Genomic DNA, 20,678 nt, shown 5'->3' with positions numbered 1-20,678 from the left:
GGGGGCTGGCGACCCGCGAAGACGTCATCGGAACGGTGTGGCCGGGGGAGGATACGGGAGGCATCACCGATCAGGCGATCGATGCACTCGTCCGCCGGCTGCGGGACCGCCTGAAGGAAGTCGATCCGGACCACGAATACATCCTAACCGTCCGCGGCCACGGGTTCCGGCTGGATGTGAACGCGTAAAATCCGATCCTCGTTCGTCGCGGGTTGAAGGTCCGGCGCCGGCCGGCAGGGCAGGGAAAGGCGGTCTGTTCAAAGGATCAAAGGTCGAATATAATGCTTCGCGTCCGGGGCGTAGCGCAGCTCGGCTAGCGCACCTGCATGGGGTGCAGGGGGTCGGAGGTTCAAATCCTCTCGCCCCGACCTCGAGCGACCATGGCCTTGGTCGCTTTTTTTTATCCCGCCCCAGAGGACGGCGTTGAGGCGTTCCCGGATTACGGTCGTGCGGCGCGGGAAGGCCTGTTTTATAATCCCCAAGGATCCTGCCCACGGGCCGCGGGATCCGGCAAATTTTCGGTCTTGGAGATCCTATGAAAAAACCTGTTCCGGTGAAAGGCACACGGGATTATTATCCGGCGGAAATGGCCTTCCGCAACTGGTTGTACGAACAGGCGCGCTCGGTTTCGAGGAAATTCGGATATCAAGAATTCGAAGCCCCGTATTTAGAGACCCTGGACCTTTACGCCGCCAAATCCGGCGAGGAACTGGTGAAGGAGCAGGCGTTTGTCTTTCAGGACCGAGGCGGAGAGGAAGTCACTCTCCGGCCGGAACTTACGCCCTCCTTGGCGAGGATGGTCTCGGCCAGGCAGGGTCAACTTGCGTTTCCCGTGCGCTGGTGGTCGTTCGGGCCTTTCTGGCGGTACGAGCGGCCGCAGAAAGGGCGGACGCGCGAATTCTTTCAATGGAATTTGGACCTGATCGGATTGGCCAACCCGCAGGCGGACGCCGAAATCGCCGCCGTCATCTGCGAATTCTTCCGCTTGGCGGGTCTTTCCCCGCAGGAGGTTGTTCTGCGGGTCAACAACCGCCGCCTGATGGAATCCGCATTGTCGGAATTGGGGGTCGGGCAGGAGGCGCGCGCGGGCGCGTTCCGACTCATTGACAAGAAGGAAAAAATGGAAGCGGCCGCCTGGGAGGCGCACGCGCGGGAAACCGGACTGTCCGCGGAACAGGTTCGCGGATTGGAGGGCGTGCTCGCCGACCGGGATCTGTGGAAGAAATCCTCCGAACTGACGTTTTTTTTCGAAGCGGCGGAGTCTTTCGGAGCGGCGGAGTACCTGGTGTTCGATCCCGCGGTCGTCCGCGGATTGGATTACTACACCGGCACCGTCTTTGAAGGACGGGACGCGGCCGGCGAATTCCGCGCCATCCTGGGCGGGGGCCGGTACGACAACCTGGTGGCCGACGTCGGCGGAGATCCTTTGCCCGGGGTGGGATTCGCCATGGGAGACCTGATCATCGGCCTAATCCTCAAAAAGCTGGGGAAGGAGCCTGCTTTACGCGCGGCGCCGGCCGATGTCCTGGTGACGACGTTCTCATCCGGGGAGATGGCCGAATCCATCCGAATCACCCAAGAGCTGCGCAAGGCCGGGATTTGCGCGGAATGGTATCCGGCGCCGGACCGTCTGCCCAAGCAATTGAAATATGCGGATATGCTGGGCATTCCGCTGGCGGTCATCGCGGGTCCGGAGGAAGTCGGCGCCGGTCGGGCGACGCTCAAGGATTTGACGAAGCGCGAGCAGGTAACGGTGAGCGCGGCCGAACTCGAACAGGAAATCCGCCGGCGGCTTGCCGGAACCGGAAGCGGATGATAGAATTCCGCGCGCTTCGCGGTGGCTGTAGCTCAATCGGCAGAGCGCTGGACTGTGGATCCAGGTGTTGCGGGTTCAATCCCCGTCAGCCACCCTGAGTTTCTTAAAACCCTCACCAAAAAGGCACGAAGGACGCAAGGGTTTTCCATTCTTGGCGAGCTTCGTGTCTTTTCTCTATGTAGCATTGTTTTTTTTCGGACCGGTTTTCTTTTCCAGATCGGGGGGGCTCCGCGGATCAGGCTTATCCTGGATTAACCGCTCGGCATCCGAAATCCGGCTCAGGTTCGGCTCGGGAGCGTAAATCTGCTTGGTGATCACGGGCGTCGAGTGTCCGAGGACGGATTGTACGTCTTCCAGTTGGGCGCCGGCGCGGATAAGCGATTGGGCGTGCCAGTGGCGGAAAGCGTGCGGGGAGATGAATTGGGTGGTTTTTTGGCCGTAGGCCTGCCGCCCGATCCGGCGGACGATTTCCCAGGCGGTTTTGGTCGAGATCTTGGCGCCGTATCCCTTGACCGCGGTCCGGAAGAATTGGCTGGTGCCGCTGCGCGGCTTGCCGGTCCGCCCATGTTGAATGAACACCCAGGGTGAGGCATCGGAGCGCGCGTTGAGGTACTGCAGGATGGCCGCGGCGGCTTCCGCGCCCAGGTAACAATGCGCCAGCGAGCCCGTCTTCTGCATCTGAAAGGTAAAATATCCGTCTTGGGCTTGGGCGGCGTGAAACTCGGTTCGGCTGAATCGGCAGGCGTCTCCAATCCTCAATCCGGTTGCGCGCAAAAAATGGATCAGCGCCTTGGAGCGCAGAGTTTGCAGGAGAGTCAAGCGGTTTTGGTTCTGCGGAAACGGCAACGAATCGGCAACGGCGGCCATCCGGTCGCCAAAATCCTCAGGAACACGGCCTACCCGTGAACTTCCGGCGAAAAGCCTTTTTTTAGACTGAATTCGCATAGCTAATCTGGTTTCTTTTTCATCATCGCTGGTGAAGTTTATCCAGCCCTTAATTCTCCAATAATTCACAGCTCGGCGAAGTGCACTTTCATATATATTCTGGGTATATTCCGTCATACCTTGGCCGATGATCCAAACGCCGAAACGATTGACTATGGAAGGATCTAAAGTCCCGACTTCTTCATTTAAAAACCGGGCGTCTTTGGCGTAGTGTAAAAACTTTTTTAGCGCAGTTTGATAGGTGCGCTTGGTGTTCTTTGATTCGCTAGGGAAATGGAATTCGGTAAAGAAGGCATTTACCGCATCTTGGATTTTCATATAAAGAAGTATACACCTTTTTGAGTAATATAATAAACATTAGCTTACATAAACATATTCTGAAAATTGAATGATGACCTCATCAATAATCAAGCCGGAGATACTCCCCCATTTCAATTGAAAACCTATCGGCTAAGTCTTCACCTCATCCGCCCGCCTGTCGCTTTCTCTCACTTTCCCTCGCTCCGCTAGGGACAGGCCGCTCGGGGCATTGGGTCGGCGAAATACTCTCTCGGGCACCTTTTTCGGAATTTCGCCGAGATGAGCTTCCATGTACTTGTTCGAAGCCTTAAGTCTTGATGGATGGGCTTGGAGGACTTTTTTCGAAACGCAGTGACGGGAGGAAGGGATGAGGGATAATCCGAAAAATCCTCAGCGGGAGATAATTTTGCCGTCTCGGATGCACAGGCCCACCCCGCTGGCCAACCGCCTCCAACCGGAGGCCATCGGGAATTGGATTTCCAGAGGCTGGATGTCGGGGCCGATCAAAAACACTTTTTTCGTCTCCGACATTTCCACCAAGGCGAAATACTTCAAGCTTTTTCGGAGGTATAAGCATTCGAGGATCTTGAAACTCGCCTCGGACCCGAAAGAGGCTGTGACCATGGAGGTTACCGCCTCACGGCGTTCGGGAATGGAAGGGACTCCCAGCAATCCGGTGGCTGAGGTGGAAAGGTCGATCGGTTCCTGGGTGGCAAGCCAGCTGGCGCCCAAAAATTGCTTTTCCAAATCGGAAATCGTCATCCCGGCGGTCGGATAGCAATGCGGCGCGCCGATATCCAGCACGTAATACGGTTCCTCCAATTCGATCCGGAATACGTCCGGGACTCCGGGGCCGGACGAAATCCTTCCGACCGGCATCAGGGTGAAGGGCCAATTCTCGGTACCCGGACGGGTGCCGCCTTCGCTGTCGACGCCGAATTCCGTGATCAGGAATTGGTTGAGTCTCTGTTTGACCGCTTTTATTCCTTCATCCATATCGCACGCTGCGACGGCCCCGATCCGGCGGAATGAGCCGCGATCACTATTATACATAGCAATTTCCATCGTGCGAATGAGGGAATCCCACCCCTGCCCGAAGACGCATCGGGGATTCCGGCGCCTTGGAGAAAACCGCATCCGGCTGTACAATGTCTGCGGTTTTGGCCTTTTTTCGCCCAAAATTCCATCTTTCAAAGGAGTCCGGATATGGCACCGAAGTTTAAAATCGGCATTCTCACCGGAGGCGGAGACGTTCCCGGCCTGAATGTGGCGATCCGGGCGGTGGTCAACCGCGCCCGGGAAAACAACATCGAAGTCGTCGGCCTGACGCGCGGTTGGATGAGCGTCCTGCGGATCAATCCGGAGGATCCCGAATCCCTCCCAAAGTATTCCTTCGCGTTGACCCCGGATACGGTCCGGAAAATCGACCGCACCGGCGGCACGTTCCTGCACACCTCGCGCACCAATCCCTCCAACGTCAAACCGGCCGACGTCCCCGAGTACGTGCGGGCTGAGGACAAGGTCAACAACGAGAAGGGAACCGTCGATTGCACCAAGCACGCCCTGCGCGTCCTGGAGAAGCTGGGGCTGGAAGCGATCATCCCGATCGGCGGCGACGACACGCTCTCCTTCGCCAGCCGCCTGCACCAAGAGGGCTTCCGCGCCGTCGCCATTCCCAAAACGATGGACAACGACGTTTTCGGAACGGATTACTGCATCGGCTTCTCGACCGCGGTGACCCGCTCGGTGGACGCGATCACCAACTTCCGAACCTCGGTCGGTTCCCACGAGCGCATCGGGGTGGTCGAACTGTTCGGCCGGAACTCGGGAGAGACTTCCTTGTTCGCCGCCTACTTGGCCAACGTGGACCGGGCGATCATCTCCGAGGTCCCCTTCGATCTCGAGAAACTCGGCCAGTTCCTCGTCGCCGACCGCAACGCCTCCCCCTCGCATTACGCGATCATGACCATCTCCGAGGGTGCCACGGAAATCGGCGGCGACATCGTTCAGCGCGGCGAAAAGGACGCCTACGGCCATCAGAAGCTGGGCGGGATCGGCCACTATACGGCGGATGAAATCAAGCGGCGCACCGGCGTGAACATCATGTACCAACAGCTCGGCTACATTATGCGGTCCGGCGCGCCGGACGCCCTCGACCGGATGGTCGCCAGCTCCTTCGGAAACCTCGCCCTGGACCAGGTGGCGCTCGGGCACACCGGCCGGATGGTCGCCCTGCAGCAGGGCATTTACACCACCGTCCCGCTGGACATGATCATCCAGGGGAAGAAACGGGTGGACGTCTCGGCCCTCTACGATAAAGACAACTACCGTCCCCGGGTCAGGGACATGCTTGGAAAGCCGATGTTCCTGTATTAGCACCCCGCAACCCCCTTCCCGCCCGGCGCGGCGGCGGTGGATTTGCGCGAGGAGAGCAGGCTATGAACCGCATCGACGAAATGCTCAGCTGGTATGCCTCCGAGAATCCAGGAGTGCGGACCAATCTGTACCGGATCCTGTGCCACGGCAAGCTGTCCGGGACGGGCCGGATTCTGATGCTGCCGGCCGACCAGGGATTCGAACACGGACCCGGCCGGTCCTTCAGCAACAATCCCGCCGCCTACGATCCGCGGTACCACATCGAGTTGGCGATCGAAGCCGGATGCAACGCCTACGTCGCGCCGCTCGGCTTTCTGGAGGCTGTGGCGGCCGATTATGCCGGCCAGATCCCCTTCATCCTGAAATTGAACGGCCGCGACCAACTGCACAGGGATGCGGACCCGATGCTGGCCCAGATCGCCGTCGTCGAGGATGCCTTGCGGCTGGGATGCGCCGGGGTTGGGTTCGGCATCTATCCCGGCACCAACAACCGCCGGATCCTCTACGAGCAGATGCGCGAAGTTGTGCGCGAGGCGAAGCGGGTCGGCCTGCCGGTCATCTGCTGGTCGTATCCGCGCGGCGCGAACATTCCCAAGGAGGCCGAGACAGCCGCCGACATCACCACCTACGCCGCCCACTTGGGCGCGCAGATGGGCGCCCACATCCTCTACCTGAAGCTGCCGACCGAGCGCATCGAACACGAGGATACCCGCATCCTCTACGAAAAACACGGAGTCAAGCTCGGCACGTTGGAGGACCGCATCCGCCACGTCATGCAAGGGGCGTTCCAAAGCCGGCGGATCGTCCTTTTTTCGGGCGGGCCGCGGGGAGACGCCGACATCATCCTGAAGGAAGCCTCCGCCATCCGGAACGCCGGAGCGGCGGGGCAAATGATTGGACGCAACGCATTCCAGAGATCCCGCGAATCCGCTCTGGACCTATTTGAAAAATTGATCCGCGTTTATAAAGGCGAAGGCTGAGAAGCGGGCTTGAGATAGGGTTCGGCGGGAAAATCGCCGAGCCCTATCCTTTTTTTCGTGTGGCACTTACTCGTTGGAAAAAGCCGAAAAAATCCTAATTATTCTCCACTGATCCCATCCTCCCAGCCCATCGCTTGAGTTTGATGGTTTCGAATTTAAACAAATTGCAGTTATCAAAGTGACATGGCAATACAGAACCGCAACGAGGGAAGTCACGTTTTTAAGAAAATTATTTTTAAAAAATGTATCTGCTCAGCCTCAGTAATACTAAAATGAAATCCTGCTCTTTTCCATCCTCACCCCTATCCCCTGACCCCTTCTCCCTCTCCTGACTTATGCCAGGAGAGGGAGAGGGGGAAGGGGTTGTGGGGTTGGGGGTGAGGAAAGGGAAGGGACGGGGGGCTGAGGAGATACTAAAAAATAAACTAATAGTGACTATGCGAAAACCGTTACAAAAAATGCCCTCCGTGCGCGTTGTCCCGCTGGCGAAGGTTGAGGATTGACACCCGATCCCGCGGTCGTATAATCCGGCTTCGTGTCCGGTTTGGCAGCCTTCGTCCGGAGTCCCTCTGGCTGCGCCGCCGGCTGCCGAAAGTCGAGGCGCCAATGCCTGAAACCCGTCCGCACTCCATGATCGAAAAAACGGCCGAATTCCTTCATCAGGAATATCGAACTCAACACGGCCTGTTCGAAGCCCAGCCGGCGATGCTGCAGAGGTTTTTCGAGGCACAGGCGGGATTCCTCGCCGAAACGATTTTGCAGAAACCCTCCCAAATAAAGTTTACCCTTCCCGATCGGGTGGTGGTGGACCCCAAATCCGGAAAGATGGAAACCATTCCTCCCGAGGAGCGGGAGCAAATGGCCGGCGGATTGGTTGACCGGCTGACGCGCACGGATCTGACCGTCGTCCTGCGCACGAGGTTCAAGGAGTTGGAGCAGCACCCCATTCCGGGGATCGCCGCCGCGGCCGGGGTGATGCGTTTCGCCACCTGCCGCCACATGATCAGCCGCCTGCTTCCCGCAGGCCGTTCCGTTAACTATGTCGCCCTCCATGACGAAGAGATCCCCTCGGAGCCGGATCCCACCCTGCCCGACGTCGGATCCGCCATCACCGAGGCCACCGACGCGATCGTGGAGGAAGGCTCCGCGGAAGCCGGCCGCGGCGCCGTGCAAGTTCCCTTCGTCCCGTATGCGCGGCGTTTCTTCCTGCCGCAGTGGATCGCGTTCGACCGGGACGGCAAGCTGCTGGTCGGCGGGCCGGCCGAAGCCGAAGCCGCCGTCGCATCGATGCAGAATTTCCTGCAAGTCCTGCACACGGCGGTCGGGCTGGCGGCTTATTTCGTGGCCGACGACGAATACCGGCGCAAGCGGTACGGGATGCTTGGCCAGCTGGTGAACCAGGGACGGGCTCTGGCCGTCTATCAAACCGGAGAAATCATCCAAACCATCCGGCGCCGGGCCGCCGCCCAAGACCTGAACCGCGGACTGTCGATCACCCTGCCCTATTTCGACGATCAAAGCCTGAAGCTGAAGGCGTACCCCTTCGAGGTGATTCCGGCCGGGCGGATCATGTTCGTCCCGGCCTTCGTCGTCCGGGCCTGCCAGGAGGAGGCCGTTAAAATCGCCCAGGATACGCGGTTAAGCGTCTCCACCCGCAACCACATCCTTGTCGAGCTAAACCAGCTGGAGCAGACGTTCCAATCCGCGAAAAAGTAGCGGAGGGACGCCCGCCCGCGCCCTCCATCCGTAGAAACCAGGTCATCCATCCCATGCTTTCCGTAATCCTGCTTGCCGCCTTTATCATCATCGCCTTCCGCATCTCCCCTCGTGAATGCCAGGAGGACGCCAAGGTCCACGGCGCTGGTCAGATCGGGCTCCTTGCGGCGGTAGCGCTGTTCGGCGTCGATTATTTCACATCTTATTACTACGCCACCGGTGAGATGATGCGTGCGCTTCACCCGTATGGTTTGCAGCCGTACGCCTACATTGCGGTGATCGTCATCGCCTTCGCTAACATCGTGTTCGGCCTGCTGTATATGTACTCACTCGGAATCTTCAACGAGGGCGGCGGCTCCTACACCGCCTCGATGCGTTACCTATTGCCGACCCTCAGCCTGATCGTGGCCGTGGTCCTGATCCAGGATTACATTTTCACCATCGTCGTTTCGTCCCTGTCCGGCGTGGACCAGTTGCTTTCGGTCCTGCAGGCGAAGGGAATTGACTGGATCTGGCACTTCCTCATCGGTGCCGGCTTGGTGACCACGACATGGTATCTGACCATCCGCGGCCGCGGGGAATCGGCGCGGGTCACGTTCGTGCTTCTGGGCGTTTTCGGCTTCCTGACAATCACGATGTTCGCCGGCCTGCTCCTTGCGGATATCCGGGGAGTTCCCCCCGTTTCCGTGACAGAAAATCCGGAGCCCGTCTCCCTGCTCCAAGCGATGTACCATATGCTTACTGCCTCGATGAAGGGCTTGGTGGCTCTCACCGGCTTGGAAGCGATGTCGAACGGCATCCAATTCGTTATGGACAAAGACGCCGGCATCGTGGTGTGGGGCAAAAAGCATCTCCCCCGGTTCAAGAGCCTGTGGAATTTCTATTCTGGAAAGTCGGGCGTCGGCCGGTTTGTCCAGACCTCGTTCCTCTTCTACGGCGGAATCACCACACTCCTGCTCACCTTTTTCTCCATCCGCTTCAATGTCTTTGACGATACCTTTGGGCGGACTCTGGTGGGCAACCTCGCGTTTATCGGGTTCGGACAAATTCCCGGGTTCAACATCCTCGATGGATCGTTTCTCTTCTGGATATACCAACTGCTGGCGGTCGCATTGCTGGCCTCGGCCTCGATGACCGCATTCCAGGATCTGCAAGCCACAGCTTGGCGCGACGTCGCCATCGGCGAGATTCCGGAAATCGTCGTTCATCGCAATCCGGCGGGAACCTTTACGAGGTCCGTCACCGCCGGATACGTCGCCGCCTTGATCATCATGTTCCTTGTCCGCGCGGAGCAGACTCTGGCGGTGCCGTACTATGGAATCGGCGTTTTCATGCCGATCATGGTGATGGGTTTCGCCGTCCGGCAGCATATCCTTCGGACCTACACCGGCCGCAAACGATTCTGGGGTGCGCTCGCCGCCGGATTTTCCGGAATCCTTTCCGCATTAGTGTTCATCGGTCAGATCGTCGGGAAATGGAGCGAAGGCGGTTGGGTCGTCTTGATCAGCTTCAGCCTTTTGATCCTGGCGGCGCATGCAATTCTGATTTCTCCGGCGGGTCTGCGCGCACCGGATAGAATCCACCGCATCGTCAGGGAAAAGGCCCGGGTTCAGGGATCGATGGCTTCGATCGTCGAATGGCAATCCCTGCGGATGCAGGAATATCGATATCAGATTCTGATCGGGATCAGCCGCTTTTTCGAGATCTTCGGAGTCCGGCGTCCTATGCGGTTTGAACCGCCTGCGCCCGCCGGGGAATATGACGAGGCGGTGCATGTCGATCATCCGGAAGCGCCCTCGTTGTTGCAGCAATATCTGAACAACAAGCCGCCGAGCGAATTGCAGGTGGGCGGACGCCCGAAGGAAACCGCAGAACCGGATGAAAACGACACGTAGACGTAGCCTTCCCCGAATCGATGCTCGATCGGGGGTCACAACAATGAGTCGGGACCTCCTGCTGAACTAGCCACTCTCCAATGCCTTCGGCCCCCATTTTTTCCCTCCGCCCGATCGATGTCTATGCCGCTTTGGAAACCGGTCCGGAGGGACTCTCCGTCGAGGAGGCGGCGTCTCGGCTCTCGCTCTACGGACCCAACCGCCTGCATGTCGTCAAGCCCGTCTCCATCGACTACAAGCATCTGCTCTCCCAGGTCTCGCACCCGATGGCTCTGCTGTTGTGGGCCGCCGGTACGGTCGCGTTGATCGGAGGCCGGCCGGTGTTGGGGGCCGTGATTTGGCTCGTCGTGGTGGTCAATGCCGTCTTTTCTTTTTGGCAGGAGTACCGCGCGGAGAGAGCCATCTCCTCCCTCGAGAAGCTCCTGCCCGATTATTCGCGGGTTCTTCGCGAGGGAGTGGAATCCAGTCTGCCGACCTCCGAGATCGTCCCGGGCGACATTCTGGTGCTGGCAGAGGGCGACAACATCCCCGCCGACGCCCGGGTCGTCGAGGAATTCGGACTGCGGGTGAACAACGCCGCACTCACCGGAGAAACCCTGCCCGTCCGAAAATCCGCCGATGCCTCGCCGTTGACGGAAATGACCGAAGTCGAGCGTCCGAATTTGATCTTTGCCGGAACCTCCGTCGCTTCCGGGACGGCCCGGGCGGTGGTGTATTCCACCGGTTCGCTGACCCAGTTCGGACGGATCGCCCGCCTGACTCAGGAGACTCCCCCGCAGCAAAGCCGCCTGCAGGCCGAAATGAGCCGGATCACGCGCCTGTTCTCCCTGGCGGCGCTGGGAATCGGCGCTCTTTGCTTCTTGTGGGGCGTGACCGAGGAAGGGATTCCCTGGCTTAGCGCGTTCCTGCTGGCGATCGGCATTATCGTCGCTGTCATCCCGGAAGGATTGGTCCCCACGCTGACGATATCCCTGGCGATCGCCGTTCAGCGCTTGACCCGCCGCGGGGTGCTGGTGAAAAGCCTGGCCATGATGGAAACCGTCGGAACCGTTTCCGTCATTTGCACGGATAAGAGCGGCACCCTCACTCAAAACCAGATGACCGTCCGTGAGATCTGGTCGGGCGGCCGGCAATACCGGGTTTCCGGCTCCGGATACGAGCTGAAAGGGGGTTTTTCCCCCGTTCCATCCGGCCGTTGGAAAGAGGATTTGCGTCTGGTTTTACGCGCCGCCGCCATGTGCAACAATTCCCGCCTGCTTCCCCCGTCCCCCGAACGGCCGAAATGGTCCTACCTCGGCGACCAGACCGAGGCAGCCCTGCGCGTGCTGGCCTTGAAGGGCGGCGTGGACGAAGCGGAGGAAGGAAGAACGTTCCCCCGCATACACGAGATCCCCTTCGACGCCCGCCGCAAGCGGATGTGCACGATCCATCATCACGGGAACAGGGAGACCGCCTTCGTCAAGGGGGCTCCGCGCGAGGTCCTGCACCTTTGCACGCGGATCCGCATGGAGGGAAAGGACCTCCCGCTGGAACAGGAACTCCGGTCGCGGATATTGGCCGCCAACGACAGGTATGCCCGCAACGCCCTGCGGGTCCTTGCGCTGGCTTACCGACCCCTGTACCAGGAAGGGGGATGCTGTACGGATTATTCGGCGGAAAACGTGGAGCAGGATCTGACCTTTCTCGGGCTGGCGGCAATGATGGACCCGCCGCGTCCGGAAGTCGCCGAAGCGGTCGACCGCTGCAGAAAGGGTGGAATCCGCTGGGTGATGATTACCGGAGATTACGGATTGACCGCCGACTCGCTGGCACGCCGGATCGGGATGCTGACCGCCGAGAATCCCCGCATTCTGACCGGGGCCGAGTTGGATCGGTTGAGCGACGCGCAGTTGCAGGTCCTCCTGCGCGAGGAGGTAATCTTCGCGCGCATGGCGCCGGAGCACAAATTGCGCCTGGTGGCGGCCTTTCAGGAACGGGGCGACGTGGTGGCCGTCGTCGGCGACGGAGTCAACGACGCCCCCGCCCTGCGCAAGGCCGACGTCGGCGTGGCGATGGGGATCTCCGGAACGGACGTGGCGCGCGAGGCGGCGGATCTCGTCCTGACCGACGACAATTTCGGCGCAGTGGCCCATGCCGTGGAAGAGGGCCGCGCGGTGTTCGACAACCTGAGAAAATTCTTCACCTACATTTTCGCCAGCAACATTTCGGAAATGGTCCCGCTGATCCTCTCGGCCTTGTTCGACATCCCGATGACTTTGACGGTGGCCCAAATTCTGGCCATCGACCTGGGCACCGACCTTTTGCCGGGGCTGGCGCTGGGCAGCGAACGGCCGGAACCGGACGTCATGGACCGGCCGCCGCGGGGCCGGGATCAACCGATGCTGGATCGGAGCGTGGCCGGAAGGAGCCTGTGGCTTGGACTCCTGGAGACAGTTCTGTGCTATGCGGGATTCTTTTTCGTGTATTATTGGATGGATCCTTTCGCCTGGAAGGATCTCGTTCAGCCGCTGTGGCTTCCTTACGAAGAACTGCTCCTCTCCGCGCCGGGCCGGACCTACGTCATGGCTTCGACCGTTTTTCTGGCCGGCGTTGTTTGCTGTCAGATCGGCAACGCCTTCGCCTGCCGCACCAGCCGCGGAAGGGTCGGCGGAATCGGATACTTCAGCAACCGGATGCTGCTGGTCAGCGTCGTTCTGGCGGCCGCGATGCTGCTGATGCTGATTTACATTCCGGTCTTCAACGGTTTGTTTGAACTCCTGCCGTTGCCGCCGGCCTTCTGGGCCTTCCTTGCCCCGTTCGCTCCGGCGGTCTACTTCTTGGAATGGATCCGCAAGAGCCTGGTTCGACGCGGATGGTTTGCGCGCGACCGGGAAATCCCCCCGCCTTCCAATTCTCCGGCCGGAAGGCGGGATGAGGAAAGGACGGCCGTATGAAAACAATCATCATGGGATGCGGGCGCGTAGGCGCGGAAGTCAGCCGGCTGATGTCGGCGGAAGGGCACGACATCACCGTGATCGACTGCGACGAGCACGTCCGCGATCGTCTGGGATCGGAATTCCGCGGGAAGATCGTGATCGGAGTGGGGTTCTACCGCGACGTGCTGATCCGCGCCGGGATCGAACGGGCGGACGCCTTCGCCGCCACCAGCGATTCCGACAACGCCAACATCGTCGCGGCGCGGATCGCCCGCAACATCTTCCACGTGCCGCGGGTCGTGGCTCGGTTGTTCGACCTGCGGCGGGCGGAGATCTACCGCCGGCTCGGACTCAGCACCATTTCCTCCACCGCCTGGGGCGCCGAGCGGATCCGTGAGGTCCTGACCCATTCCGAATTGGACGCCCGCGGCTCCTACGGCAACGGGGAGGTGACCCTCTTCACCCTCGAAGCTTCGCCTCCGCTGATCGGACGGACGGTCAACGCCGTCGTCGTCCCCGGAGAGATCTCGGTCGTCGCCGTCACCCGGCAGGACAAAGCCTTCCTCCCGGTGTTGGGGACGGAGATCCGCGAAGGCGACCTGATCCACTACGCCGTCCTGGCCGCATCCATGGACCGATTTGAACAGCTGCTCGGGATCGGGGAAGGAGGTCAGCGATGAACGTCATCATCGTCGGCGGAGGAAAGGTCGGCTCCCACCTGGCGGAGATCCTCCTTCAGGGCGGGCACACCGTCCGCGTCGTGGACGGCCGGCCGGAGGTGTTCAGAAGGCTGCAGGAAGAACTGCCGGAGGGAACGGCCGTCTTCGGGGAGATGAGCTCCCCGTCCACGCTGGAGAAGGCAGGCATCGGATCCGCGGGAGTGCTGGCGGCCGTGACCGATCAGGACGACGCCAACTTGGTGATCACCACCCTGGCGAAGTTCGAATTCCGGGTGCCCAGGGTGATCTCGCGCGTGAACAACCCCAAGAATGGCTGGCTGTTCACCCCGGACATGGGCGTGGACGTGGCGATCAGCCAAGCCGACATGATGGCCCGGCTGATCGCCGAGGAAATGTCCCTGGGCGACATGATGACGTTGATCAAACTGCGGAAAGGCGCTTTTTCGCTGGTGGAGGAGAAAATCCATCCGGAATCCGAAGCTCACGGAAAAGCCATCCGGGATTTGGGACTGCCCAAAGAATGCGTCCTGGTGGCGATCATCCGCAAAGGCGATCTGATTCTTCCGCACGGGGAGACTGTGCTCAAGGAATCCGACGAGGTGCTGGCCGTCGTCCATCGATCGAAACTAGAGGTCCTGGCCGGAAAATTGGGGAAGCAACTCTAAGCCCCTCCGGCTACAGGCCGTTCTCCTTGAGCACTTCCAGGAACGCGCCGACGGCCTCGGGATCGAATTGCCGACCGGCGGATTGGCGCAGATACACCACCGTTTCGGCTTCACTCCGGGGATCGCGGAACGGACGCCGGGCCTGCATCGAATCCCACACGTCGATGACCGAGAAGATCCTCGCCGCCAGGGGGATGCCGGTTCCCGCCAAGCCGTACGGATAACCGCTGCCGTCCCAGCGCTCGTGATGATATTTGGGAATGTCAAGCGCCGGCCGCAGGAATTCGATCGGCTCGAGCAAATGCTCCGCGTATTTCGGATGCAGGCGCATCACCGACCATTCTTCCTCCGTCAGCGGTTCGGGCTTCCACAGGATCCGGTCCGGAATGCCGATCTTGCCGATGTCGTGGAGCAGTGCGCCTCTCCGGATCGCCAGAATCTGATCCGGCGGAATCCCCATATGCTCCGCGGTGCGGGCGGACAGCTCGGCAACCCGCTTCCCGTGGCCCTCCGCATCCCGGGCGTGAAGGTCGACCGCCCGGGACCAGCCTTCGATGGCGGAATCGCAGGTCAGGTCCAAGACCGAGCGGATGCGCTGCAGGGCGCCGAGGGATTCCGTGCTGTTGATTGCGATCGCCCCCTGCACCGCCAGCAATTCGAGCAACTCCTGCCGATCCGGATCCGGAGCGGCAGGCGAGCGCCGGAACACTTCCAATATCCCCCGGACCTGCCCATGGGCGATCAGCGGAGCGGCATGCCAGCTGTAGAAATCTTCATCGCGCATCAGCGGTTGGGCAAGGCGGGCGGGGTCATCCGGACGGGAAAACTCCAGCGAGGCTGTTTTCCGCTCCAATCCGGCTTGCAGCGCCAGGGCATGGTCCAGACGGATCCGGGAATGGGGGCGGTTTTCTTTCCGAAAACCGCGGGCGGCGGCCAGGGTCAAATCGCGCCCCGGCGGGTCCAGCAAAAGGATCGCAGCGGCGTCCGCTTCGAGTTGGGTCATCGTCTGATCCAAAAAGACGTTCAACGTGACGTTCAGGTCCATGCTGCTGGCGATGGCGCGCTCGACGGTGCGGAAGGATGCCAATTGCGCGTACTGCCGCTCCAGACGGTTGTGGATTCCGAGTTGCGATAGGGCGAGACCGAGGATGTCCGCGATTATGCCGCAGATCCGGACCTCCTCCGGTGAGTAATCCTCCTGCGGCTCCCGTCCGCGTCCGATCCAGAGCGCGCCGACGGCACGTTTGCCGGCGCATAGGGGGAATTCCCGGAGGTGGTGCGGCGCCACCTCCACCCTGCGGAGGACTTCGGCGACGGGGATTCCGTGGACGCGGCATTCGGCGCCGGCGCTTTCCGGCCTTCTGAAGAATTCGATTTGGGCCCCGCCAAGGGAGGACCAGCTCCCGAGGGAATGCAGGACCTGTGCGGCGTCTTTCCCGAAAGGATACCCGAGCAACAACAGCGAATCCGAGGGCGCCAGATCCTGGATCAGATCCATGGACCGGGCGATGATCGGCCCTTTGGCCGCGGAGGTGCGGCACTCGGCGAGGAGAATCGATAAATTTTCCAACACGTCTGAGGGAGGAGCGGCGTTCTGGCGGCGACGAATCAGGCGCATGGGCGGTCAGGCTCCGAACAGCAGGATTCCCCCTGACCCCTATCGATCCAATGCGGTAAATTGTTTTTTCGGCGGGCGGAGATGTTGTCCCGCGATCCCCAAGGCTGGGTTCTATTCTACTGATCGAAAGACGGATGTCAACGGTCCCGGGGGAAAACGCCCGGCCCCGGGTCTGGGATCCGGCCGTTCGCTTCCGGTCGCGGGAAGCGGTGAGTCGGCGACCTGAAGCGACGGCAGGTCCAGCGGGCCGGTCTTCCCGTTGCGGACATCGATCGCAAACGGAAGCAGCCAGACTCGGCGCACGCCGCGCCGGTCGATTTCCACGCCGGCCAATCCGCCGCGCCGCACGGAAGCGGGGTAATGCTGGTCGAAGACCGCGTTTCCAAGGCTGTAGAACACCGGGGCGCTTCCGATCCATTCCCATTCCTGCAAGGTGTGAGGGTGATGGCCCCAAAGGATGTCGGCCCCCGCATCCGAAAGCGCGAGTGCGATCCGGCGTTGGAGCGGTTCGCGGCCCGATTGGTATTCCATCCCCCAGTGCAGGGAGACCACCACCAGCTTGCGCGACGCGGAGGCTTGGCGCACGGACCGTTCCAGGTCTGCCAAACCGGATTCCACGTCCGAGTTTGTAAAATCCGCGGCCAGGAACACTATCGGCAAGCCGTTGACTTCGATTTCCAGCGGCCGGTTTTCTTCTTCCAGGAGGAGGATACTGAACGCGGCCAGCGCGGTGCGGGCGCAAGATTTTCCGTCTTCGCCCGAATCCCGCGCATGGTTGTTGACGCCATTGAGGATATCGATGCCGGCGGAGGCGAGCGCCGCGGCGGCGTCCGGCGCGGCGGTGAGGTTCCAGGGATCGGCCTTCCCCGGAGGGCGGCATCCGATGGGGGATTCCAAATTCGCCAACGCGAGATCCGCCGAGCGGGTCAGGGGGTGCAAGGTGCCCAGAACGGAGTCCCATCCCTTTCCGGCGCGCGCTTGCGCCACCCCCCTGCCCAGCATGATGTCGCCGAGAAACACGAGCCGGGCGGACGGTTCATAGGCGCTGGCAGAGGAAAGCAAAGCCACGAAAGCAAGGAAAAGGAGGGGCTTTCCAAAAAGAAACGCTCCCCGTCTGTGCACTAGGGCCCCCTCATCCCAGCCTCCCGTTACTGCGTTCCGGGCGCAGAACAACCACCGGCCAAGCGACATCCCCTAGGCGACGATGAACAGCTCCGTCCAATCCGGCGCCGGCGGCGCGGTGCCGCCCTCCACCATCGCCTGCCAAGTCTCGTCGGTCATGCGCTCGGAAGGAGGCACCGTGAACTCATAGTAGGTGAACACGGCTCCGTAGGCGATCCGATATGGGGAATCGGGCAGCACGACGACGATCAGGGTCGGCTGGCCGATTCCCTCTTCCAGCACGACAAGATTGCCCTGGGCGTCGATTCCGGTGGCGACATCGGCGACCAGCGCGGCCTTTTGATCCGAGAGGTCGCGGTATTCGTAGCCTTGCTCGTCGCGGTCCGCGGCGGCGAGGGTCAGCGCCTCCAATTCGCCGCCGTAATATTGAATCCGCCAATACTCTTCGTCGGTCATCGCCTGGCCGGCCAACTCTTTTTCGGCCGCGGATTGGAGGAAGGCCAGCAAGTCGATCAGGTTTTCCAGGTTGCCGCGCATCGTTTCGGAGAGGAGATTCCGCGCTTCCAGACCGGAGCGAGTCATCATCGACAGCGCGCGCAGGCGGGCATAGGCTTCGGGGTTCGGCTCAACATAGCCGTGCGGGGGGGGGTCCTGCTCACCGCCGCCCCCCATCTCGGCCATCACCTGCTTGGCGTACAGGATCGTATCGTGCTTCAACTCGGTCCAGGAAGCCAGCGCCGTATGCAGGTCCTTGCGGGTCCAGGCCTGTTGCTGCATGAAGGCCGGGAAGCGGCCGTCCTTCGCGGAAATAAGCGGTTGGAAGGAATAGAGCCAGGCGTAATACAGGTTTTGGGTCCAGGTATCCATCTGCAGGGCCGCGATCTCCCCCTGGACTTTGGCCATCTGTTGGTCGAAATTTTCATATTGGTCCTCGCCCATCCCGCGCAGGATCGACAGCGCTTCCTGCGACCCCATGGCGGCGAAGAAATCCAATGCCTTCGGCAGGCCGCGCGGCTTGGAGTCGGTGCCGACGTTGCGCCAAATCATCTGGCCGAAGACGTATTCGTCTAGGGTGAAGCGCTGGCCCATCAGCCGGAAGCCCTTGGTGGCGTCGGTCTTATCCTCCCAGATCCAAACCCACATGGAATTGATCTGTGGCGGCGGCAGGTCCTTGGCGGCCTCCAAAAATTCGCCGATCTTGTCCGGATCGCCGTAGGCGGTGATCGGAGCCCCGGCGCCGAAAACGGAATCCGCCAGCGCGCCGTATTCGGTGTAGGAGAGATCATCCGCCTTGCCGACGATGAACACCGTCGGCTCGTAGATGTTCTTCCAGAGCGTTTCCGCCGGCGTGCCGTCGGGCGCGGCGCTCGTGCGGATGGCCTGCGTGGCCAGCAGCGCGCGCTGGGTTTCGAACACATCGCGAAGCCGGAAGGTCATCCGTCCGTACCACATCATCGCCCGGAAATACCGCTTCAGCTCCTCGCTTCTGGTGTAGTGGCCGCGCGGTATGTATTGGCTGTAGTCTTCGATCAGCTTCTTATCCTCCGGCAGGTCTTCCCGGTCCCAAATCGGCGAAATTTCGGGTCCGGCCGCGGCTTGGATCAAGGCCACCTCGGCGGCCGCCAAGGAGGCCGCTTCTTCCGGAATGGAATCCCCCGTTTCCAGCAGCTGTCCGGCTACGGCGAAGAAGGCGACGTTCCGCCGGGCTTGTTCCCCAAGGACGGTTCCCTGAGTCTGTTGGAACTGTTGGTGCGAGGCGGACAGCAGCGTTCCGGTGAGGGTCTTCAGCTTGGCGATGAAATAATCCCGCTCCAAATCGCGGAGCATCTTATCAAAGATCAGGTGGTACACGTGATAGACCGAATCGGTTGTGATGAACACCGGTTCCTCCGAATACCGGAGGGATTCATAGACCTGGTAGAACTCCCGGTATTGGCCGGGTGTGGGCGGTTTGACCACGAAGCCCTGCGCCTCGAGGGCGGTTTTCTGGGAGCCGGATATTCTCGTTCCGTCCGCACCTTGTACTTGGGACAGGTCTACGGGGAGTGCGTATCCTCCGGAAAACGATTCCGGAATGTTGACGGGGATCGACGGGAAATTGGCGAACGCCTCCGGGTAGACCCCGGACGGCGGGTTGTAGGTCGGCTGGGCGGCGGTCGAAGCCGCCTCGAGCGTGGGGGAAACGGGAAGCAGGTTGCAGGCCAGCGAGGCGGCGAACAGCAGGCCGAGAAGCATGACCATGGAAGCGAATGGTTTTTTCACGGTATCCTCTCCTTAAGCTCCAAAGCCGCCGGAAGATCCGGCCAGGAAGGCAGGCGCGCCGTCCGCATCGAGCAGAAAGACAAACGCGTCGAAATCGGTGCTCCATCGGTCGGCGAGCGTGAACCCGAAGCCGTTCCATTCCCACAACGCCAGTCCCCTGCCCTGCGAGGGACGGCTGTATTCCGCCTCGACCGCGGTGAGATCCTGACGTCCATCTCCGGTCCAATCCGCGGCGTAAAAGGCGACGATGGGTTTTGCCAGTGCGGATCCCGCCCAAAGCTCGCGGTATTCCGATCCCGCCCATCCAATTAGAATTATATGACAGGACCGGTTTTGAGCGTCGTGGAAGCCCGCGATCCGTCCGCCGTGCGGAAGCCACGCATCCACCGGCCAGGGCGCGAACGGCCGCCAGACCAGCAAAACGATTTCCGGCCGGCCGTCGCGGGTCAGGTCGGCGGTCTGTGCCCCGCGGACGTCCCATTCCGGCGGGCTGGACCAAACGCCGATCCCTTGGTCGAGGAGCGTGACGCGCCCTTGGGAGAGCGCGAGGCGTTCGGTTCGACCGTCGCCGTCCAAATCCGATTCGAAGGCCGGAACGGCCGGACGGGCGGGATTCGGCGCCGCGGAAGCCCAGGTTCCCCCCTGCCCCCAGCGAAGAAGGACCGGCGGCGCGCGGAAGGTGGCTGCCAGGGAGGCGATCGCGAGAAGCAGAAGCATTCTACGTGACATCGTGGACCGCAGGTATTGTACAATTGCTTCCGCTTTGCACAAAATACACCGGCCCGAGGAGACACCCATGAAGAAGATCACGTATTCGAACCTTCAGAAAGCCTTCGTCGGCGAAAGCGAAGCCCACGTCCGCTACTCCTTCTTTGCGGAGCGGGCGAAGAAGGACGGATTGGTCAACATTGCCCGACTGTTCGAAGCCGCCGCGGCATCGGAGAAGATCCACGCCGAAAGCCACCTCAAAGCGATGGACGGTGTCCAGGATACACCCTCCAATCTGGCGGCGGCGGCCGGCGGAGAGGAATTTGAAATCGAGGAAATGTACCCTTCCTATATCGCCAGCGCCGAGCTGCAGGCGGAAAAGAAAGCCCAGCGCTCCATGAACAACGCCTTGCAGGCCGAAAAAATCCACCTGAACCTGTACCGCCGGGCGGCGGCCGACCTGACGGCCGGGAAGGATATCGGCATGCAGGATTATTTCGTCTGCCCGGTCTGCGGATACACCATGGAAGGCGATCCTCCGGACGTTTGCCCGGTCTGCGGGGCAAAACACGAGCTGTTTGTAAAGTATTAGAGTATTTACTCAGCCTCCCCCTCATCCGCCCTTCGGGCACCTTCTCCCAGCCCTACCTCTGCGAATGTAGATATGCATTTGTTGAAAG

At 61.0% G+C, this 20,678-nt stretch carries 16 protein-coding genes and 2 tRNA genes; 12 read left to right on the top strand and 6 right to left on the bottom strand.

All coding sequences use genetic code 11. From position 1 onward, the window contains the following. The 4 genes from JW929_05790 to JW929_05775 all read left to right on the top strand — a co-directional run. On the top strand, positions 1–188 hold a 188-nt coding region (locus JW929_05790; GenBank protein ID MBN1438905.1), incomplete at its 5' end, for a winged helix-turn-helix domain-containing protein. Positions 189–293: 105 nt separating this feature from the next. Further along, positions 294–368, top strand: a tRNA-Pro gene (locus tag JW929_05785). 167 nt (positions 369–535) lie between these two features. Further along, a complete protein-coding gene (locus JW929_05780) occupies positions 536–1,816 on the top strand; it encodes a histidine--tRNA ligase (GenBank protein ID MBN1438904.1) in 1,281 nt (426 codons plus the stop codon). A gap of 21 nt (positions 1,817–1,837) precedes the next feature. Further along, a tRNA-His gene (locus JW929_05775) sits at positions 1,838–1,910 on the top strand. Positions 1,911–1,990: 80 nt separating this feature from the next. Here JW929_05775 and JW929_05770 read toward each other — a convergent pair. Continuing rightward, a complete protein-coding gene (locus JW929_05770) occupies positions 1,991–3,079 on the bottom strand; it encodes a site-specific integrase (protein MBN1438903.1) in 1,089 nt (362 codons plus the stop codon). A 372-nt stretch (positions 3,080–3,451) separates the two neighbouring features. Continuing rightward, a complete protein-coding gene (locus JW929_05765) occupies positions 3,452–4,114 on the bottom strand; it encodes a hypothetical protein (GenBank protein MBN1438902.1) in 663 nt (220 codons plus the stop codon). A 153-nt stretch (positions 4,115–4,267) separates the two neighbouring features. On the opposite strand from JW929_05765, the gene JW929_05760 reads away from it, so the two are divergent. The 7 genes from JW929_05760 to JW929_05730 all read left to right on the top strand — a co-directional run bounded on the left by JW929_05760 (position 4,268) and on the right by JW929_05730 (position 14,288). Continuing rightward, positions 4,268–5,437 (top strand): ATP-dependent 6-phosphofructokinase, encoded by a 1,170-nt coding sequence (locus JW929_05760; protein ID MBN1438901.1) that lies wholly within the window; start codon positions 4,268–4,270, stop codon positions 5,435–5,437. A gap of 62 nt (positions 5,438–5,499) precedes the next feature. Then, entirely contained in the window at positions 5,500–6,417 is a 918-nt protein-coding gene (locus JW929_05755; protein ID MBN1438900.1) for a class I fructose-bisphosphate aldolase, read from the top strand. A 606-nt stretch (positions 6,418–7,023) separates the two neighbouring features. Further along, positions 7,024–8,133 carry a hypothetical protein gene (locus JW929_05750; protein ID MBN1438899.1) on the top strand — a complete coding sequence of 370 codons (1,110 nt, stop codon included), beginning with the start codon at positions 7,024–7,026 and terminating at the stop codon, positions 8,131–8,133. Positions 8,134–8,186: 53 nt separating this feature from the next. Next, the gene (locus JW929_05745; protein MBN1438898.1) at positions 8,187–10,028 is read left to right on the top strand and encodes an amino acid permease; all 1,842 of its coding nucleotides are present in this window, start codon (positions 8,187–8,189) and stop codon (positions 10,026–10,028) included. Between the two features lie 80 nt (positions 10,029–10,108). Next, entirely contained in the window at positions 10,109–12,961 is a 2,853-nt protein-coding gene (locus JW929_05740; GenBank protein MBN1438897.1) for a cation-transporting P-type ATPase, read from the top strand. Next, positions 12,958–13,623 (top strand): NAD-binding protein, encoded by a 666-nt coding sequence (locus tag JW929_05735; GenBank protein MBN1438896.1) that lies wholly within the window; start codon positions 12,958–12,960, stop codon positions 13,621–13,623. The genes JW929_05740 and JW929_05735 overlap by 4 nt, the downstream gene beginning before the upstream one ends. Then, positions 13,620–14,288, top strand: coding sequence for a TrkA family potassium uptake protein (locus JW929_05730; GenBank protein MBN1438895.1), 669 nt, complete (start codon positions 13,620–13,622; stop codon positions 14,286–14,288). The genes JW929_05735 and JW929_05730 overlap by 4 nt, the downstream gene beginning before the upstream one ends. Before the next feature lie 10 nt (positions 14,289–14,298). Here JW929_05730 and JW929_05725 read toward each other — a convergent pair whose 3' ends face one another. The 4 genes from JW929_05725 to JW929_05710 all read right to left on the bottom strand — a co-directional run bounded on the left by JW929_05725 (position 14,299) and on the right by JW929_05710 (position 20,007). Continuing rightward, complete coding sequence (locus JW929_05725) at positions 14,299–15,906, bottom strand: GAF domain-containing protein (protein ID MBN1438894.1); 1,608 nt, start codon at positions 15,904–15,906, stop codon at positions 14,299–14,301. A gap of 111 nt (positions 15,907–16,017) precedes the next feature. Further along, the gene (locus JW929_05720) at positions 16,018–17,028 is read right to left on the bottom strand and encodes a CapA family protein (protein ID MBN1438893.1); all 1,011 of its coding nucleotides are present in this window, start codon (positions 17,026–17,028) and stop codon (positions 16,018–16,020) included. Positions 17,029–17,100: 72 nt separating this feature from the next. Continuing rightward, on the bottom strand, positions 17,101–19,290 hold the full coding sequence (locus JW929_05715; protein MBN1438892.1) for a DUF3160 domain-containing protein: 2,190 nt from the start codon (positions 19,288–19,290) through the stop codon (positions 17,101–17,103). Positions 19,291–19,302: 12 nt separating this feature from the next. After that, the gene (locus tag JW929_05710; protein ID MBN1438891.1) at positions 19,303–20,007 is read right to left on the bottom strand and encodes a VCBS repeat-containing protein; all 705 of its coding nucleotides are present in this window, start codon (positions 20,005–20,007) and stop codon (positions 19,303–19,305) included. Between the two features lie 79 nt (positions 20,008–20,086). Between JW929_05710 and JW929_05705 the strand changes: the two genes are divergently transcribed. Continuing rightward, positions 20,087–20,590 carry a rubrerythrin family protein gene (locus JW929_05705; GenBank protein ID MBN1438890.1) on the top strand — a complete coding sequence of 168 codons (504 nt, stop codon included), beginning with the start codon at positions 20,087–20,089 and terminating at the stop codon, positions 20,588–20,590. Positions 20,591–20,678 lie beyond the last annotated feature (88 nt).

The sequence above is a fragment of the Anaerolineales bacterium genome, from assembly GCA_016928575.1.
Lineage (GTDB): Bacteria > Chloroflexota > Anaerolineae > Anaerolineales > RBG-16-64-43 > JAFGKK01.
The sequence above is the reverse complement of the archived record's forward strand: the minus strand, read 5'-3'. Positions and strand labels throughout refer to the sequence as shown.

Bases quoted from the DNA above. Each gene is read 5' to 3' on its own strand.
- JW929_05780 (MBN1438904.1), top strand. From the start codon at position 536: ATGAAAAAACCTGTTCCGGTGAAAGGCACACGGGATTATTATCCGGCG.
- JW929_05770 (MBN1438903.1), bottom strand. From the start codon at position 3,079: ATGAAAATCCAAGATGCGGTAAATGCCTTCTTTACCGAATTCCATTTC.
- JW929_05765 (MBN1438902.1), bottom strand. From the start codon at position 4,114: ATGTATAATAGTGATCGCGGCTCATTCCGCCGGATCGGGGCCGTCGCA.
- JW929_05760 (MBN1438901.1), top strand. From the start codon at position 4,268: ATGGCACCGAAGTTTAAAATCGGCATTCTCACCGGAGGCGGAGACGTT.
- JW929_05755 (MBN1438900.1), top strand. From the start codon at position 5,500: ATGAACCGCATCGACGAAATGCTCAGCTGGTATGCCTCCGAGAATCCA.
- JW929_05750 (MBN1438899.1), top strand. From the start codon at position 7,024: ATGCCTGAAACCCGTCCGCACTCCATGATCGAAAAAACGGCCGAATTC.
- JW929_05745 (MBN1438898.1), top strand. From the start codon at position 8,187: ATGCTTTCCGTAATCCTGCTTGCCGCCTTTATCATCATCGCCTTCCGC.
- JW929_05740 (MBN1438897.1), top strand. From the start codon at position 10,109: ATGCCTTCGGCCCCCATTTTTTCCCTCCGCCCGATCGATGTCTATGCC.
- JW929_05735 (MBN1438896.1), top strand. From the start codon at position 12,958: ATGAAAACAATCATCATGGGATGCGGGCGCGTAGGCGCGGAAGTCAGC.
- JW929_05730 (MBN1438895.1), top strand. From the start codon at position 13,620: ATGAACGTCATCATCGTCGGCGGAGGAAAGGTCGGCTCCCACCTGGCG.
- JW929_05725 (MBN1438894.1), bottom strand. From the start codon at position 15,906: ATGCGCCTGATTCGTCGCCGCCAGAACGCCGCTCCTCCCTCAGACGTG.
- JW929_05710 (MBN1438891.1), bottom strand. From the start codon at position 20,007: ATGCTTCTGCTTCTCGCGATCGCCTCCCTGGCAGCCACCTTCCGCGCG.
- JW929_05705 (MBN1438890.1), top strand. From the start codon at position 20,087: ATGAAGAAGATCACGTATTCGAACCTTCAGAAAGCCTTCGTCGGCGAA.